Genomic DNA, 14,858 nt, shown 5'->3' with positions numbered 1-14,858 from the left:
GCTGTGGGAGTTATTATTTATTGATGTAACGCCGGAGCTGACATGAAAACCAAACTTAACGAACTGCTTGAATTCCCTACTCCATTTACTTACAAAGTAATGGGGCAGGCGTTGCCTGAGCTGGTTGATCAGGTGGTTGAAGTGGTACAGCGCCATGCGCCAGGTGATTACTCTCCGACGGTAAAACCGAGCAGCAAAGGCAACTACCACTCGGTCTCAATCACTATTACTGCTACACACATTGAGCAGGTTGAAACGCTGTACGAAGAATTAGGCAATATCGATATCGTACGCATGGTATTGTAAAATCCTGTTGGTTACCCGCTGCATCCCCGCTCGGGTAACCCCTCCCTCCTGTGATATACTTTTCCCCCTCTTTTATATTCTCTACTCTATGTGAGTATCTACGGAGATGCCGTTTTGTATCAGGATAAAATTCTGGTCCGCCAGCTCGGTCTTCAACCTTACGAGCCAGTTTCTCTGGCCATGCACGAATTCACCGATACCCGCGATGAAAACAGTTATGACGAAATCTGGCTGGTAGAGCATTATCCTGTTTTTACCCAGGGTCAGGCAGGTAAAGCAGAGCACGTACTGATGCCGGGCGATATTCCGGTGATCCAGAGCGATCGTGGCGGCCAGGTGACCTACCACGGGCCGGGCCAGCAGGTCATGTATGTGCTGTTGAACCTGAAGCGTCGCAAACTTGGCGTTCGTGAACTGGTTACGCTGCTGGAACAAACCGTCGTCAATACACTTGCGGAAATCGGCATTGATGCCCACCCGCGAGCCGATGCGCCTGGCGTATACGTCGGGGAGAAGAAAATCTGCTCTTTGGGATTACGTATTCGTAGAGGATGTTCGTTTCACGGCTTAGCGCTCAACGTGGATATGGATTTGTCGCCTTTCCTGCGTATCAATCCTTGTGGTTACGCCGGAATGGAGATGGCGAAAGTATCGCAGTGGGATAGCGCAGCCACGACCGAGAGCGTTCGCCCACGCCTGCTGGCCAACATATTAGCGCTGTTGGGTAACCCACCGCACGAGTACGTTGCAGACTGAAAATACGGTCATACTTTGCCACGGCAAATGTTGTGGCAAATGGCACAAAACAACAACTATTTTACATTTTGCCAGCCTGTCAGGCTGCTTTCTGGCCCGTTTCAATGATATACTGCGTATCACTAATTCAAAAATAGTTGATAAATGCAACATTCCCTTGAATTGAAACGCTTTCCTTCGTAATTCGCAACTGGAACACGCAAGCTATGAGTAAACCCATTGTGATGGAACGCGGTGTTAAATACCGCGATGCCGATAAGATGGCTCTTATCCCGGTAAAAAATGTGGCAACAGAGCGTGAAGCCCTGCTGCGTAAACCGGAATGGATGAAAATAAAACTGCCAGCGGACTCCACTCGCATCCAGGGCATCAAAGCGGCAATGCGCAAAAATGGCCTGCACTCTGTCTGCGAAGAAGCTTCCTGCCCTAACCTGGCTGAATGTTTCAATCACGGAACCGCAACCTTTATGATCCTCGGCGCAATCTGTACCCGCCGTTGCCCATTCTGCGACGTTGCCCATGGCCGTCCGGTTGCTCCGGATGCTAACGAGCCGTTAAAACTTGCTCAGACGATTGCTGACATGGCGCTGCGCTATGTCGTCATTACCTCCGTTGACCGCGACGATCTGCGTGACGGCGGCGCTCAGCACTTTGCTGACTGTATCACCGCTATTCGTGAGAAAAGCCCGTCGATTAAAATCGAAACGCTGGTGCCTGACTTCCGTGGTCGTATGGATCGCGCGTTGGATATCCTCACCGCCACGCCGCCAGACGTGTTTAACCACAACCTCGAAAACGTACCGCGTATTTATCGCAATGTACGTCCGGGGGCGGACTACAACTGGTCGCTGAAGCTTCTGGAACGTTTCAAGGAAGCGCACCCGGAGATTCCGACTAAATCAGGTCTGATGGTTGGTCTGGGCGAAACCAATGCAGAAATCATTGAGGTCATGCGTGACCTGCGCAGTCATGGCGTGACCATGCTGACGCTGGGGCAGTATTTACAGCCAAGCCGCCACCACCTGCCGGTTCAACGCTATGTAAGCCCGGATGAGTTCGATGAGATGAAAGCCGAAGCTATGGCCATGGGCTTTACCCATGCAGCCTGCGGTCCATTCGTTCGCTCTTCATACCATGCTGACATGCAGGCCAAAGGGCTGGAAGTGAAGTAATCGTGTAATACTCACTTACATATCAGTAATAAAAAAACCGGCAAATTGCCGGTTTTTTTTTCATGCAGAGTATGCAGTATGAGCATCATGCTCCTGACATTACTCTTTATGAGAAAGCTTCTCAGCCTGAACGCTACCATCAGCATCTTTCTTAGCATCGGCATTATCGTCATTCATTGCTTTCTTGAAGCCCTTGATTGCCGTTCCCAGGTCTCCACCCAGTGTACGTAACTTCTTGGTACCAAACAGCAGAACAACCAGTGCGGCAACCACCAGCAGTTTGGTAATACTAATCTCACCCATAGATACCTTCTTCACTTAAACCAGGCTGCATAAAGCGCCATATTAACCTGAGAATATTAACGGCCTTTCGACGCGCGCACACAATAGCAATCTGTAACAAGGTGAATCAAGCCTTGTTTAAAAAAACGTCATAATAATTGCGGTGGCGCAAAACGTCGGTTACTTAACACCGGAAGTTGTGCTCTGACCTGCCTTACCCGCTCTGCAGAAACCTCGGCCATAATTAGCGCAGGCGTTTCCGCCGCAGCAGCAATGGTCACACCAAAAGGGTCGATGACCCGGCTTTGGCCGATATTCTTATTACCACACTCTCCCGCTGCAATCAGGTAACACGTTGCATCTAACGCTCTTGCAGCTAAAAGCGTAGACCAGTGATGCTCTTTAAGCGATCCCCGTACCCAGGCTGCGGGTAATACGAGAATTTCCGCTCCCTGCAATGCGTGCGCCAGCGCCAGCTCTGGGAAGCGCAGATCATAACAGGTCATTAACCCTACTTTTAACCCGTCTACGTCCAGCAGCGGCGCTATGACGTCCCCTGCATCCACATTTCGTGACTCCTGAATCGAAAAGGCGTCGTAGAGATGTAATTTAGCGTAATGGGCAACTACCTGACCAGCCCGTAGCGCCACCAGCATGTTATACGCCCGTCCAGGCACAGAGGGAACATGAATCGTCAGGATTGTCGTCATCTCGTTTTGCGCGCTTTCTCGCAACAAGCGCGTCAAAAATCCACCTTCCAGCAATTGAGCTGATTTCACTGACAGGTCTGGGTCCAGATCGTCACGGACCAGAAGCGCTTCCGGTAATACCAGTAACGATGCCCCCTCTCCCGCAGCCTGAGACATCAGTAAAACGCAGGTTTCTGCATTTTTTTCCCATGAAGGTCCCACGGCAAATTGCCCTGCTGCAACGAACATATTCCCTCCAGAAAACGTTGTTAGGCTCGCCAACCACGATTATTCAGCGTTACACTCATCCTATATACAATCAAATAGCAGGATTACGCAGTGTTACAACTCCTTTTAGCGGTTTTTATCGGTGGTGGTACAGGTAGTGTAGCAAGATGGATGTTGAGCATGAGGTTTAACCCGCTACATCAGGCCATTCCATTCGGTACGCTGGCAGCAAACTTACTTGGCGCATTTATCATTGGTATGGGTCTGGCATGGTTTAATCGCATGACAAACATTGATCCAATGTGGAAGGTACTGATTACAACTGGCTTTTGCGGGGGACTAACAACATTTTCCACTTTCTCGGCTGAGGTGGTGTTTTTGCTACAGGAAGGACGCTTTGGTTGGGCTATGGTGAATGTGCTGGTGAATCTGCTGGGATCATTTGCGATGACCGCCCTGGCATTCTGGCTGGTTTCGGCCTCTCCCGCACACTGAGGCGAAAAAAAACCCGCAATTAAGCGGGTTTTGAATGCTTGCTGTCGTATGCTTACAGAGCGATTACGTTTGCAGCAGAAGGGCCTTTGGCACCGTTAGTGATTTCGAACTCTACACGCTGACCTTCAGCCAGAGTTTTAAAACCATTGGTCTGGATTGCAGAGAAGTGTACGAACACGTCTTTGCTGCCATCTTCCGGAGTAATGAAACCGAATCCTTTGGACTCATTAAACCACTTAACGTTACCTTTAATCTTAGACATCAAAATTACCTTTACATGAAAAATAGACACAAATGCTGTGTCGGGTATCAGTACAACAATTGTGGTGCACTTTGTCCAGTCGAACTTTATCAAAAAGTGATAAATGTCGCGTTATTTTTCAGTTAACGCTGATATCACGCTGTTTTAAAAAGACTTTTTAATAATCCACCTGACAATACAGGTAGTCCATCAAAACTGGAAACGCATCCACGCAAAGTAGACGTTACCGTTGTTGTACGTTCCCGGAATGTAGGTCATCTGGAACGTTGCCGGACCATACCCTATCGATGCCAGCGGTAACAGCACGGGTACCGGAATGTAGTTCCAGTTATCACGCGCGGTAAAACCGGCGGTAAAACCGAGACCTGTATGGAAATGTTCATCGGCCAGCGGTCGCCAGGTTTTTTCCCAGCCATAACCACCAATAGGTTCCCATTTATTGTAGGAATCCTTAAAGGCCATTATATAAAGTCCATGCCAGTTACCTTTATCATCCCAACGGGATTGACCAAATCCTGCCCCCCACGGGCGTTCATTGTAGCGATCCGTTTTTTCTTTATCGTAGGCAAAGCGTGCATGCCAGGTAATAGCCGGTATATACAAATCATAATGTTCCGGCTGCTGCCAGGTTTCACTGACGTTGTCTTTAAAAGTAGCGAACCAGCCTTTATCTTCAGCAGCGCTCTGGGGAATGAAAGCTAACTGAATAAAAAGAAATGAAAAAATGAGAAAATATCGTTTAGCGACAATCACAACTTAATTACCATCCTGGGATTTATTATTAATTGTAGCAAACCCAACCTTAATGTTAGCTTAACAAAAATGCGCAGCTAAAAAATCAGAATATTCCTCAGCATGAAATTTTTAAGATAATTAGCCCTTAATTTATTGAGCCATTTCATAGGAACTATTTTCTCTTTATTGCCAATAAATTGTTCTTTACTCCGAGAAAAGTTAAATAACATTACAATAAATTAACAATTAAGAATCAATATCACCACAAAACACACACACCGGCGCTGCACTTCACAGTTTTTTATTGTGAGATTCTTTTTTTAACCACGATGCTGAAAAAACGGCTAAGCCATCGCTTGAATCCGTATTTTTATTGATTTTAATCAGCAAGAGTTATCGATTTATTAGGCACATTCTGTCACCACTTTTTACTTTTTTTAGTTTTTTTACTTTCTGGGCAGCAATGCGACAGGGGAAACGATGTTGACATTTATTGAACTCCTTATTGGGGTTGTGGTTATTGTAGGTGTAGCGCGCTACATCATTAAAGGTTATTCCGCGACAGGCGTACTGTTTGTTGGCGGTCTGGTTTTGTTGATTATCAGTGCGCTGATGGGGCATAAAGTGTTGCCATCCAGCGCGGCATCGACGGGCTATACGGCAACAGACATTGTTGAATATATTAAAATTTTGCTGATGAGCCGTGGTGGCGATCTCGGCATGATGATCATGATGCTGTGTGGTTTTGCCGCCTATATGACCCATATTGGCGCGAACGATATGGTCGTTAAGCTGGCCTCCAAGCCCCTGCAATACATCAACTCTCCTTACCTGCTAATGATTGCCGCCTATTTTGTCGCCTGCCTGATGTCACTGGCGGTTTCTTCAGCAACCGGTCTGGGCGTATTGCTGATGGCAACACTGTTCCCGGTCATGGTTAACGTTGGAATCAGCCGTGGCGCTGCAGCGGCTATTTGTGCCTCCCCTGCTGCAATTATTCTTTCACCAACATCCGGTGATGTGGTGCTGGCGGCAAAAGCTGCGGAAATGCCGCTGATCGATTTCGCCTTTAAAACCACGCTGCCAATTTCTATTGCCGCCATCATTGCTATGGCGATTGCCCACTTTTTCTGGCAGCGTTTTCTGGATAAAAAAGAGAACATTTCTCATGAAATGTTAGATGTGGCTGAAATCACCACGACTGCCCCGTCATTTTACGCCATTCTGCCGTTTACCCCGATCGTTGGCGTCCTGATTTTTGATGGTAAATGGGGCCCGCAGTTGCACATCATTACGATTCTGGTTCTGTGCATGCTCATCGCGGCTATTCTGGAGTTCGTACGTGGGTTCAACACCCAAAAGGTTTTCTCTGGTCTGGAAGTCGCTTACCGTGGCATGGCGGATGCCTTTGCTAACGTGGTGATGTTGTTAGTCGCTGCGGGTGTTTTTGCCCAGGGTCTGAGCACAATCGGCTTTATTCAGAGTCTGATTTCTATCGCCACCTCGTTTGGTTCAGCGAGCATTATCTTGATGATGGTGCTGGTGATCCTGACTATGCTGGCGGCAATGACTACGGGTTCCGGTAACGCCCCGTTCTACGCCTTCGTTGAAATGATCCCTAAGCTGGCGCATTCTTCCGGCATTAACCCGGCTTACCTTGTTATCCCGATGCTGCAGGCGTCAAACCTTGGGCGCACCATCTCCCCGGTCTCCGGCGTGGTTGTCGCTGTCGCAGGTATGGCAAAGATTTCTCCGTTCGAAGTGGTGAAACGTACCTCGGTTCCGGTTCTGGTTGGGCTGTTGGTTGTGATTATCGCAACTGAAGTGATGGTACCAGGTTCTTCTTCAGCCGTCGTTGGCGGCTGATACTCAGTGAAATGTAGGCCGGATTAGGCATCTACGCCGCATCCGGCATTTAAACCGCACCGTTGCCGGATGTCGATGCTAAAACATCTTATCCGGCCTACGTCAGAAATCAGCATTTAGCCGCCATGATAAATACGCTGCGGCCTGCCTACCTTACCGTGAATAATCTCCGCAATAATCAAATGACGGCTGGCACAGTACTCCAGGTAGCGTCTGGAAGTCGTTCGGCTGATGGTAAGCGCCTGGGCGATCGTTTCCGCAGTATGGTGTACCGTCGGGTCGGCGAATAATTTCAACACTGCATTTAGTGTTAACGCATCAATCCCAGTCGGTAAATCCCCTTTCGGTTCGCCCCGCGCGTAGGCATTAAACATTTCATCAATCTGCTTTTGGCTGGCGCTGTCATTCCCCGCCAACATGCGTCGACGTTGTTGATAACGCGTCAGGGTCTGCCCCAGCCGCTCGTAGGCAATGGGTTTGACCAGGTAATCAAACGCACCGCTGCGCACAGCCTCGGAGACCGTTTCCATATCGCTGGCCGCCGTGGTAAACACTACGCCGCCCGGATAGCGCGCCTGGGTCAGCTCATGCAGCAACGTAATTCCCTTGCCGTCCGGCAAGTAGTTATCGAGCAGTATCAGACCGGGCTTAAAACGCTCAATCATCATCCTCGCCTGCTCAAGATTACCCGCCAGCCATATCTGGCTGAAACCGGGTATATGGCGGATATATTCAGCATGCATTTCCGCCAGTAGCGTTTCATCCTCAACGATCAACAGCGTTAATGGTTCCGTCATTATTTTTTTTCACTTTCGGAAGAAATAAAGAAAATAAGGTACCGCAAGGGGAGTTATCTTCGAGCGTAATCACCCCGTCACAGCGCCTCACATAACTTGCAATCAGATACAAACCGATGCCATGTTCACCTGGTTCATCGGTACGGGTGCTCACACCCTGTTCAAATATTTTCTCACGCAATGCTTCCGGCACACCGCATCCCTGATCGGCAACTTCGATGATCACGTCATCCCCTTCATCGCTCAAATAGAGCTCTACGACCTTGTTGCCTTGCTGGGTGCGTAAGCTCGCTTCAAATGCATTATCAAGCAGATTGCCAACAATTGCTGCAAACTCTGTGCTATCCAGCCCCTCGGGGAGTTGATGCAGTTGGCTCCCCGGAACGATAGTCATGGTGAGGCCCAGTTCCCGTGCGCGCTGAACCTTGCCAAACAACAGACCGGCGACCTGACGATCGGCAAACGCGCCACGCAGGCTGTCAATCAGTTGCTGTTGCGCCTGGGATTCTCCCTGCACCATGGCCAGAACCTTGTCATATTCTTTCATTTGCAGCAGGCCATTGATGGTCGACATCCAGTTCAGGTGCTCATGACGCAGCGTTCTCAGGCTCTCTACATACTGTTTGATCTGCGTTAATTGCGCATTAAGGGTAGCAATTTCATCTTTACTACGAAAACTGATGATTGCCCCAAGCAGTTCGTCACCAGAGCGAATCGCTTCACGGTTGGCGATAACGCTCAGGCCATTAAAGTTTACCATCGCATCCTGTCGTTTTTCCGCAATCTGTTGGGTGAAAAAGTCCGCTGGCTGAACCACCTCACTCACCGGTTTTCCAAGCCACTTTCGCCCTGGTGAAGACAGCCCCAGCATTTTCCTCGCACTGCGGTTTATTGCGGTGATATATCCATCAGGATCCACGGCAATCAATCCTTCATATACCGAGCTGAACAACGCTTCCTGCTGACGTACCACCCGCGCAATTTGTTTCGGTTCCATACCCAACATCTGCCGACGAATATGGGCAGCGAAAAACCAGGATAGCAGCATAAGAACCAACAACAGCAAGATAAACACACCGGCCATCGGGAGTAAGAAATCCGATCGCCAGCTATCGATTTTGCTGATCAGATAACCAATTGAGACTACGCCAATGATTTTGCCATCGTCATCAAAGATGGGCGTTTTAGCGCGCATTGCCATCCCGATGGACCCTTTACCGGTAATAAAGTAGCTTTCCCCTTTTTCCAGCGCACCGGGTTTGGTGAACTGCATCGGGTAGCCAATCTTTTCCGGGTTCGGATGATATAGACGAATGGAGTTGGTATCCCCGATAACCACATAGTCGAAGTCAGTTCCGCTCTGCAGTTTGTCGGCAATCGTCGCCAAACGCTTGTAATCACGATGTTTAACTGCCGTGATGATACTGTCGTTAGAGGCGATGATTTTGGCCTGGTTCATTGCCATATCGCGGACATGCGCGGCCAGATAATCTTCAAAGCTGGCGGTAAAGTATTGTGCCAGGGCGGCGATGATAAAAACAGAAACGACCAAAATAAGCAGAAAGATGCGTAAAGGAAACGCCAGGCTGCGGAAAAAAGGAAACCGTGTTTTATTTTTCTGCTCAGCCATATATCTTCCTCATCCACGTTGCCCGAAACTTATTTCTCATTGTAGTTGTAATAGAAATGTTTTATTTACACGTTACGTGTATAAAACAAGATCGTTGCAGATTCCCCACTTTAAATCAATTAAACAAATTAAAACCACACGCTATTTCGAGGTTAAATTAATTAAAAAACTTAAAACCATAAAACACATTAAAACCTTCTAACTTATTGTGAAATAAATCAAAAATTACCTCCAAAATACCCCTTACGATGTATGCAGCAGGGAAAAAAAGAAATACTCCGTAATAAAAAACCATTCCCTTCAATTGCAAACAAAACGTTATCAGGTTGCTAAGCAGAGCAACAAAAACAGAAACCCAGTAACAAATATAGCATCGGGGCTCTATTCACTATGTTCGGTAATAATATATTCACGCAAGTTAAACGCTCAGAAAATAAAAAGATGGCGGCTATCACGCAATTTCTGAAAGAGAATGATTTGAGCGTTGACACCACCGTCGAAGTATTTATCACCGTCACCCGAGACGACCGCCTGATTGCCTGCGGCGGTATCGCTGGGAATATTATAAAATGTGTCGCCATCTGCGAATCCGTACGGGGCGAAGGCTTAGCGCTGACGCTGGCGACCGAGTTAATCAACCTCGCCTATGAGCGCCACTGTACGCACCTCTTCATCTATACCAAAACCGAGTACGAATCGCTGTTTAAACAGTGTGGCTTTTCTACGCTGACCAGCGTTCCCGGCATTATGGTGCTGATGGAAAACAGCACCACGCGTCTGAAACGTTACGCTGAATCTCTGGCAAAACAGCGTCGTGAAGGGAAAAAAATTGGTTGCATCGTCATGAACGCCAACCCCTTCACCAACGGACATCGTTTTCTGATCCAACAGGCGGCCGCACAATGTGACTGGCTGCATCTGTTTTTGGTCAAAGAGGATACCTCACGGTTTCCGTATGAAGACCGGTTGGATCTGGTGCTTAAAGGGACAAAAGATATTCCACGTTTAACCGTGCATCGCGGTTCGGAATACATCATTTCCCGCGCCACGTTCCCGTGCTACTTCATCAAAGAGCAGAGCGTTATTAACCACTGCTACACCGAAATAGACCTGAAAATCTTCCGCCAGTACCTGGCACCGGCTCTCGGCGTTACACATCGTTTCGTCGGTACCGAGCCGTATTGCTCCGTCACCTCCCAGTACAACAACGATATGCGCTACTGGCTGGAGACCCCAACGCTTCCCGCCCCACCGATTGAACTGGTGGAAATTGAGCGGCTGTGCTTCCAGGAGATGCCGATTTCCGCCTCCTGGGTGCGCAAGCTGCTGGTTAAAAAAGATCTCACGGCTATCGCATCCCTGGTCCCTGACGCCACGCTGCACTATCTGCAAAGCATGGTTGAACGAGCCTCATCGGGTGCGGCAGTCCGCCAAAATACCCCCGCATTAGCAACAGGTGAAAAATGAAAATAAACCAGGCAGCCGTCGCAGGCACACTCGAGTCCGGTGATGTGATGATTCGCATCGCCCCACTCGATTCGCAGGATATTGACCTGCAGGTTAACAGTAGCGTCGAAAAACAGTTCGGTGATGCCATTCGGACCACCATCCTGGACGTTCTGTCCCGCTACAACGTACGCGGCGTGCAATTAAATGTTGATGATAAAGGCGCACTGGACTGCATTTTACGTGCGCGACTGGAAGCACTACTGGCCCGCGCTGGCGGTATTCCGGCACTGCCATGGGAGGATTGCCAGTGATTTCCGCATCTTTGCAACAACGTAAAACCCGTACTCGCCGCAGCATGTTGTTCGTACCGGGTGCCAATGCCGCCATGGTCAGCAACTCGTTCATCTACCCGGCAGATGCACTGATGTTCGACCTGGAAGACTCCGTCGCGTTGCGTGAAAAAGATACCGCTCGCCGCATGGTGTACCACGCGCTGCAGCATCCGCTGTATCACGACGTTGAAACTATCGTGCGTGTAAACGCCCTCGACTCCGAATGGGGCATCAACGACCTTGAAGCCGTGGTACGCGGCGGTGCTGACATCGTACGTTTACCGAAGACCGATACCGCGCAGGATGTCATCGACATCGAAAGTGAAATTCTGCGCATCGAGAACGCCTGTGGCCGTGAACCCGGCAGCACCGGCCTGTTAGCCGCCATTGAGTCGCCGTCAGGCATTACCCGTGCGGTAGAAATTGCCCACGCTTCCGAGCGCCTGATCGGTATTGCTCTGGGTGCTGAAGATTATGTGCGTAACCTGCGCACTGAACGCTCGCCGGAGGGTACTGAACTGCTGTTTGCCCGCTGCTCTATTTTGCAGGCTGCACGTTCTGCCGGTATTCAGGCGTTCGACACCGTGTATTCCGATGCCAACAACGAAGCAGGTTTCCTGCACGAAGCCGCACACATCAAGCAGTTGGGTTTTGACGGCAAGTCGCTCATCAACCCGCGCCAGATCGAACTCCTGCATAACCTGTACGCCCCGACGCGCAAAGAGCTGGCTCACGCCCGTTTGGTCGTAGAAGCCGCTGAAGCCGCTGCCCGCGAAGGTCGTGGAGTGGTTTCCCTGAACGGCAAAATGGTCGACAGCCCGGTTATCGAGCGCGCCCTTCTGGTTATCTCCCGTGCAGAACTTTCCGGCATTCGCGAAGAATAAGGCAAAAAAATGACGCAGAAAATCGAACAGTCTCAACGCCAGGATCGCGTGGCGACCTGGAGCCGTCATGCAGAAAGTGAGCTTTCCGCTTATCAGAGCACCGCAAAAGTAGAACTACAGGCGCAAAAACCGCGCGACAAAAAGCTGTGCGCTAACCTGGAAGACGCCATTCGTCGTTCAGGTTTACAGGATGGCATGACCATCTCTTTCCACCACGCTTTTCGCGGTGGCGATCTGACGATTAACCTGGTGATGGACGCCATCGCCAGTATGGGCTTTAAAAATCTGACGCTGGCCTCCAGCTCTCTGAGCGATTGCCATGCTCCGCTGGTTGAGCACATCCGTCAGGGCGTGGTCAGCCGTATTTATACCTCCGGGTTGCGTGGCCCGCTGGCGGAAGAGATCTCCCGTGGCCTGCTGGCCGAACCGGTACAGATTCACTCCCACGGTGGACGTGTACACTTGGTACAAAGTGGCGAACTCAGCATTGATGTGGCGTTTCTCGGCGTACCGTCCTGCGACCAGTTTGGTAACGCCAACGGTTATACCGGTAAAGCATGCTGCGGTTCACTGGGCTATGCCCGCGTAGATGCCGAAAACGCGAAACAGGTTGTCCTGCTGACTGAACAACTGCTGACCTATCCACATAACCCGGCCAGCATTACACAGGATCAGGTAGATCTGATCGTGCAGATCGATCAGGTCGGCGATGCGGACAAAATCGGTGCTGATGCGACCCGCATGACCACTAACCCGCGTGAACTGTTAATCGCCCGTAGCGCGGCAGAGGTCATTGCTAACTCCGGCTACTTCAATGAAGGCTTCTCACTGCAGACAGGCACCGGCGGCGCTTCTCTGGCCGTGACGCGTTTCCTGGAAGACAAAATGCGCAGCCGCGATATCCGTGCTGACTTCGCGCTGGGCGGCATCACCGCCACCATCGTGGATCTGCATGAAAAAGGCCTGATTCGCAAACTGCTGGACGTGCAGAGCTTCGACCGTAACGCGGCTGAGTCCTTGGCCCGCAACCCAAACCACATTGAAATCAGTGCAAACCAGTATGCCAACTGGGGTTCAAAAGGCGCATCCGTTGACCGTCTGGATGTGGTGGTACTGAGCGCATTAGAAGTAGACACCAACTTCAATGTGAACGTACTGACCGGTTCTGACGGCGTACTGCGAGGCGCATCCGGCGGACACTGTGATACGGCTGTGGCCGCAGCGCTTTCCATCATCGTCGCACCGCTGGTTCGCGGACGCATCCCGACGCTGGTTGATAACGTGCTGACCTGCGTAACCCCTGGCTCCAGCGTTGACATTCTGGTCACTGACCATGGTATCGCCGTCAACCCTGCACGTCCGGAACTGGCAGAACGACTGAAAGAAGCCGGTATGAAAGTGGTGTCCATTGAATGGCTGCGCGAACGTGCACAGCAACTCACCGGTCAGCCACGCGCTATCGAATTCACTGACCGCGTGATTGCCGTTGTGCGTTATCGCGACGGTTCAGTGATTGACGTTGTGCATCAGGTGAAGGAATAAGCCATGCACCTGCTCCCTGAACTCGCCACCCAACACGCGGTTTCGATTCCCGAGCTGCTCGCCAGCCGCGATAAGAGACAAGCAAGGCAACAGGACTGGCTGACACGCCACTCTGCGCCACTGGTCTCGTTCACCGTAGTCGCACCGGGTCCGATTAAAGACAGCGCATTAACCCGTCGCATCTTTAATCACGGCGTAACCGCCTTGCTCGCGCTGGCGGAACAATCAGCCTGGATTGTCAGGGAGCAAACAGCGCTGGTTTCTGCCAGCGGTCCAGAAGGTCTTTTGTCTATTGAGGCTCCGGCCCACGACCTCAAGCTCGCCACGATTGAACTTGAGCATTCACACCCGCTGGGACGGCTATGGGACATCGATGTCCTGACCCCTGAAGGGGAAATTCTGTCCCGGCGTCATTTCGCACTCCCTGCCCGCCGCTGTCTGCTGTGCGAGCAAAGTGCTGCCGACTGTGCGCGGGGTAAAACCCACGCACTTTCCGACTTACTCACTCAGATGGAGGCACTGCTGCATGATGCCGATTCCCGCAACATCAACCAATAATGCAGTCCTTCCTCTGGATCTGCCTGATGCTTACGCAACGCTCGCGTGGCGCGCCATGCTGACTGAAGTCAACCTGTCACCCAAACCCGGTCTGGTAGATCGTATTAACAACGGCGCGCATAAAGATATGGCGCTGGAAGATTTTCATCGCAGCGCCGAGGCTATTCAGGCCTGGCTGCCACGTTTTATTGAATATGGGGCGTTTAGCGCACAGCTGTCGCCTGAGGATGTATTGAAAGGACTGCGCCCGCTGGGCATGGCCTGCGAAGCTGATATGTTCCGCGCCACCGCCGGGGTGAACACTCATAAAGGAAGCATCTTTTCTCTGGGCCTGCTGTGCGCCGCCATTGGCCGCCTGCACCAGCTCCAACTAACTGTTACCGCTGAAACCATTTGCTCTACGGCAGCGACATTTTGCCGTGGTCTGACCGAGCGCGAACTGCGCCAGAACAATCAACAACTCACGGCAGGCCAACGTCTTTATAAGCAACTGGGATTAACCGGCGCACGGGGCGAAGCCGAAGCGGGATACCCGCTAGTCATCCAGCATGCCCTGCCGCACTACCGCGCACTGCTGACTCAGGGCCGCGACCCTGAACTGGCGTTACTCGACACTTTATTGCTGCTGATGTCTATCAACGGCGACACCAACGTGGCTTCACGTGGCGGCGCAGAAGGTCTGCGTTGGCTACAGCAGCAGGCCACTGCCCTGATGCAGCAAGGGGGGATTCGTACCCCTGCCGATCTCGAATACCTACACCAGTTCGACCAACAGTGCATTGAACGCAACCTCAGTCCCGGAGGCTGCGCCGATCTGCTGATCGTCACCTGGTTCTTAGCTCAGATTTCACAAGTTCATCATTATCACAATTAAA

General features: G+C 50.8%; 17 protein-coding genes. 11 read left to right on the top strand and 6 right to left on the bottom strand.

Features of this window, described 5'->3' with window-relative positions:
- The first annotated feature begins 42 nt into the window (after positions 1-42).
- The 3 genes from ybeD to lipA all read left to right on the top strand — a co-directional run bounded on the left by ybeD (position 43) and on the right by lipA (position 2,234).
- Positions 43-306 carry a DUF493 family protein YbeD gene (gene ybeD / locus OGX67_RS22345; RefSeq protein ID WP_003022706.1) on the top strand — a complete coding sequence of 88 codons (264 nt, stop codon included), beginning with the start codon at positions 43-45 and terminating at the stop codon, positions 304-306.
- A 114-nt stretch (positions 307-420) separates the two neighbouring features.
- Positions 421-1,062, top strand: a complete 642-nt coding sequence (gene lipB / locus OGX67_RS22340) for a lipoyl(octanoyl) transferase LipB (RefSeq protein ID WP_003022703.1) — start codon at positions 421-423, stop codon at positions 1,060-1,062.
- 206 nt (positions 1,063-1,268) lie between these two features.
- Entirely contained in the window at positions 1,269-2,234 is a 966-nt protein-coding gene (gene lipA / locus OGX67_RS22335; RefSeq protein WP_003022702.1) for a lipoyl synthase, read from the top strand.
- 99 nt (positions 2,235-2,333) lie between these two features.
- On the opposite strand, the gene tatE is transcribed toward lipA, so the two are convergent.
- On the bottom strand, positions 2,334-2,537 hold the full coding sequence (tatE, locus tag OGX67_RS22330; protein ID WP_003022699.1) for a twin-arginine translocase subunit TatE: 204 nt from the start codon (positions 2,535-2,537) through the stop codon (positions 2,334-2,336).
- Positions 2,538-2,665: 128 nt separating this feature from the next.
- Positions 2,666-3,454: a deaminated glutathione amidase gene (locus OGX67_RS22325; protein ID WP_257651744.1), complete on the bottom strand. Its 789-nt coding sequence runs from the start codon at positions 3,452-3,454 to the stop codon at positions 2,666-2,668.
- A gap of 90 nt (positions 3,455-3,544) precedes the next feature.
- Between OGX67_RS22325 and crcB the strand changes: the two genes are divergently transcribed.
- Positions 3,545-3,928 carry a fluoride efflux transporter CrcB gene (gene crcB, locus OGX67_RS22320; RefSeq protein WP_003831281.1) on the top strand — a complete coding sequence of 128 codons (384 nt, stop codon included), beginning with the start codon at positions 3,545-3,547 and terminating at the stop codon, positions 3,926-3,928.
- A gap of 52 nt (positions 3,929-3,980) precedes the next feature.
- On the opposite strand, the gene cspE is transcribed toward crcB, so the two are convergent.
- Both cspE and pagP read right to left on the bottom strand, forming a co-directional pair.
- Positions 3,981-4,190 (bottom strand): transcription antiterminator/RNA stability regulator CspE, encoded by a 210-nt coding sequence (gene cspE, locus OGX67_RS22315; RefSeq protein ID WP_000034825.1) that lies wholly within the window; start codon positions 4,188-4,190, stop codon positions 3,981-3,983.
- 189 nt (positions 4,191-4,379) lie between these two features.
- The gene (pagP, locus tag OGX67_RS22310; protein WP_071696176.1) at positions 4,380-4,943 is read right to left on the bottom strand and encodes a lipid IV(A) palmitoyltransferase PagP; all 564 of its coding nucleotides are present in this window, start codon (positions 4,941-4,943) and stop codon (positions 4,380-4,382) included.
- A 462-nt stretch (positions 4,944-5,405) separates the two neighbouring features.
- Between pagP and dcuC the strand changes: the two genes are divergently transcribed.
- Positions 5,406-6,791, top strand: a complete 1,386-nt coding sequence (dcuC, locus tag OGX67_RS22305; RefSeq protein ID WP_003022136.1) for an anaerobic C4-dicarboxylate transporter DcuC — start codon at positions 5,406-5,408, stop codon at positions 6,789-6,791.
- Between the two features lie 116 nt (positions 6,792-6,907).
- On the opposite strand, the gene dpiA is transcribed toward dcuC, so the two are convergent.
- Both dpiA and dpiB read right to left on the bottom strand, forming a co-directional pair.
- Positions 6,908-7,588 (bottom strand): two-component response regulator DpiA, encoded by a 681-nt coding sequence (gene dpiA / locus OGX67_RS22300; RefSeq protein ID WP_003022133.1) that lies wholly within the window; start codon positions 7,586-7,588, stop codon positions 6,908-6,910.
- Positions 7,557-9,218 carry a sensor histidine kinase DpiB gene (gene dpiB, locus OGX67_RS22295; RefSeq protein WP_109544346.1) on the bottom strand — a complete coding sequence of 554 codons (1,662 nt, stop codon included), beginning with the start codon at positions 9,216-9,218 and terminating at the stop codon, positions 7,557-7,559. The genes dpiA and dpiB overlap by 32 nt, the downstream gene beginning before the upstream one ends.
- A 390-nt stretch (positions 9,219-9,608) precedes the next feature.
- On the opposite strand from dpiB, the gene citC reads away from it, so the two are divergent.
- Genes citC through citG form a run of 6 tightly spaced genes read left to right on the top strand, consistent with a single transcriptional unit; the run spans position 9,609 to position 14,857 of the window.
- Positions 9,609-10,685, top strand: coding sequence for a [citrate (pro-3S)-lyase] ligase (gene citC, locus OGX67_RS22290; RefSeq protein WP_032948797.1), 1,077 nt, complete (start codon positions 9,609-9,611; stop codon positions 10,683-10,685).
- Complete coding sequence (gene citD, locus OGX67_RS22285; protein WP_003022125.1) at positions 10,682-10,978, top strand: citrate lyase acyl carrier protein; 297 nt, start codon at positions 10,682-10,684, stop codon at positions 10,976-10,978. The genes citC and citD overlap by 4 nt, the downstream gene beginning before the upstream one ends.
- Positions 10,975-11,883 carry an aldolase/citrate lyase family protein gene (locus OGX67_RS22280; protein ID WP_286527313.1) on the top strand — a complete coding sequence of 303 codons (909 nt, stop codon included), beginning with the start codon at positions 10,975-10,977 and terminating at the stop codon, positions 11,881-11,883. The genes citD and OGX67_RS22280 overlap by 4 nt, the downstream gene beginning before the upstream one ends.
- A 9-nt stretch (positions 11,884-11,892) precedes the next feature.
- Positions 11,893-13,425, top strand: a complete 1,533-nt coding sequence (gene citF / locus OGX67_RS22275) for a citrate lyase subunit alpha (RefSeq protein ID WP_003022120.1) — start codon at positions 11,893-11,895, stop codon at positions 13,423-13,425.
- Between the two features lie 3 nt (positions 13,426-13,428).
- The gene (gene citX, locus OGX67_RS22270; RefSeq protein WP_003022118.1) at positions 13,429-13,983 is read left to right on the top strand and encodes a citrate lyase holo-[acyl-carrier protein] synthase; all 555 of its coding nucleotides are present in this window, start codon (positions 13,429-13,431) and stop codon (positions 13,981-13,983) included.
- Positions 13,952-14,857: a triphosphoribosyl-dephospho-CoA synthase CitG gene (gene citG / locus OGX67_RS22265; protein ID WP_086813088.1), complete on the top strand. Its 906-nt coding sequence runs from the start codon at positions 13,952-13,954 to the stop codon at positions 14,855-14,857. The genes citX and citG overlap by 32 nt, the downstream gene beginning before the upstream one ends.
- Position 14,858: the final 1 nt, after the last annotated feature.

Origin of the sequence: Citrobacter sp. Cf118, from assembly GCF_030334095.1 — a bacterium.
GTDB classification, from domain to species: domain Bacteria; phylum Pseudomonadota; class Gammaproteobacteria; order Enterobacterales; family Enterobacteriaceae; genus Citrobacter; species Citrobacter freundii.
The sequence above is the reverse complement of the archived record's forward strand: the minus strand, read 5'-3'. Positions and strand labels throughout refer to the sequence as shown.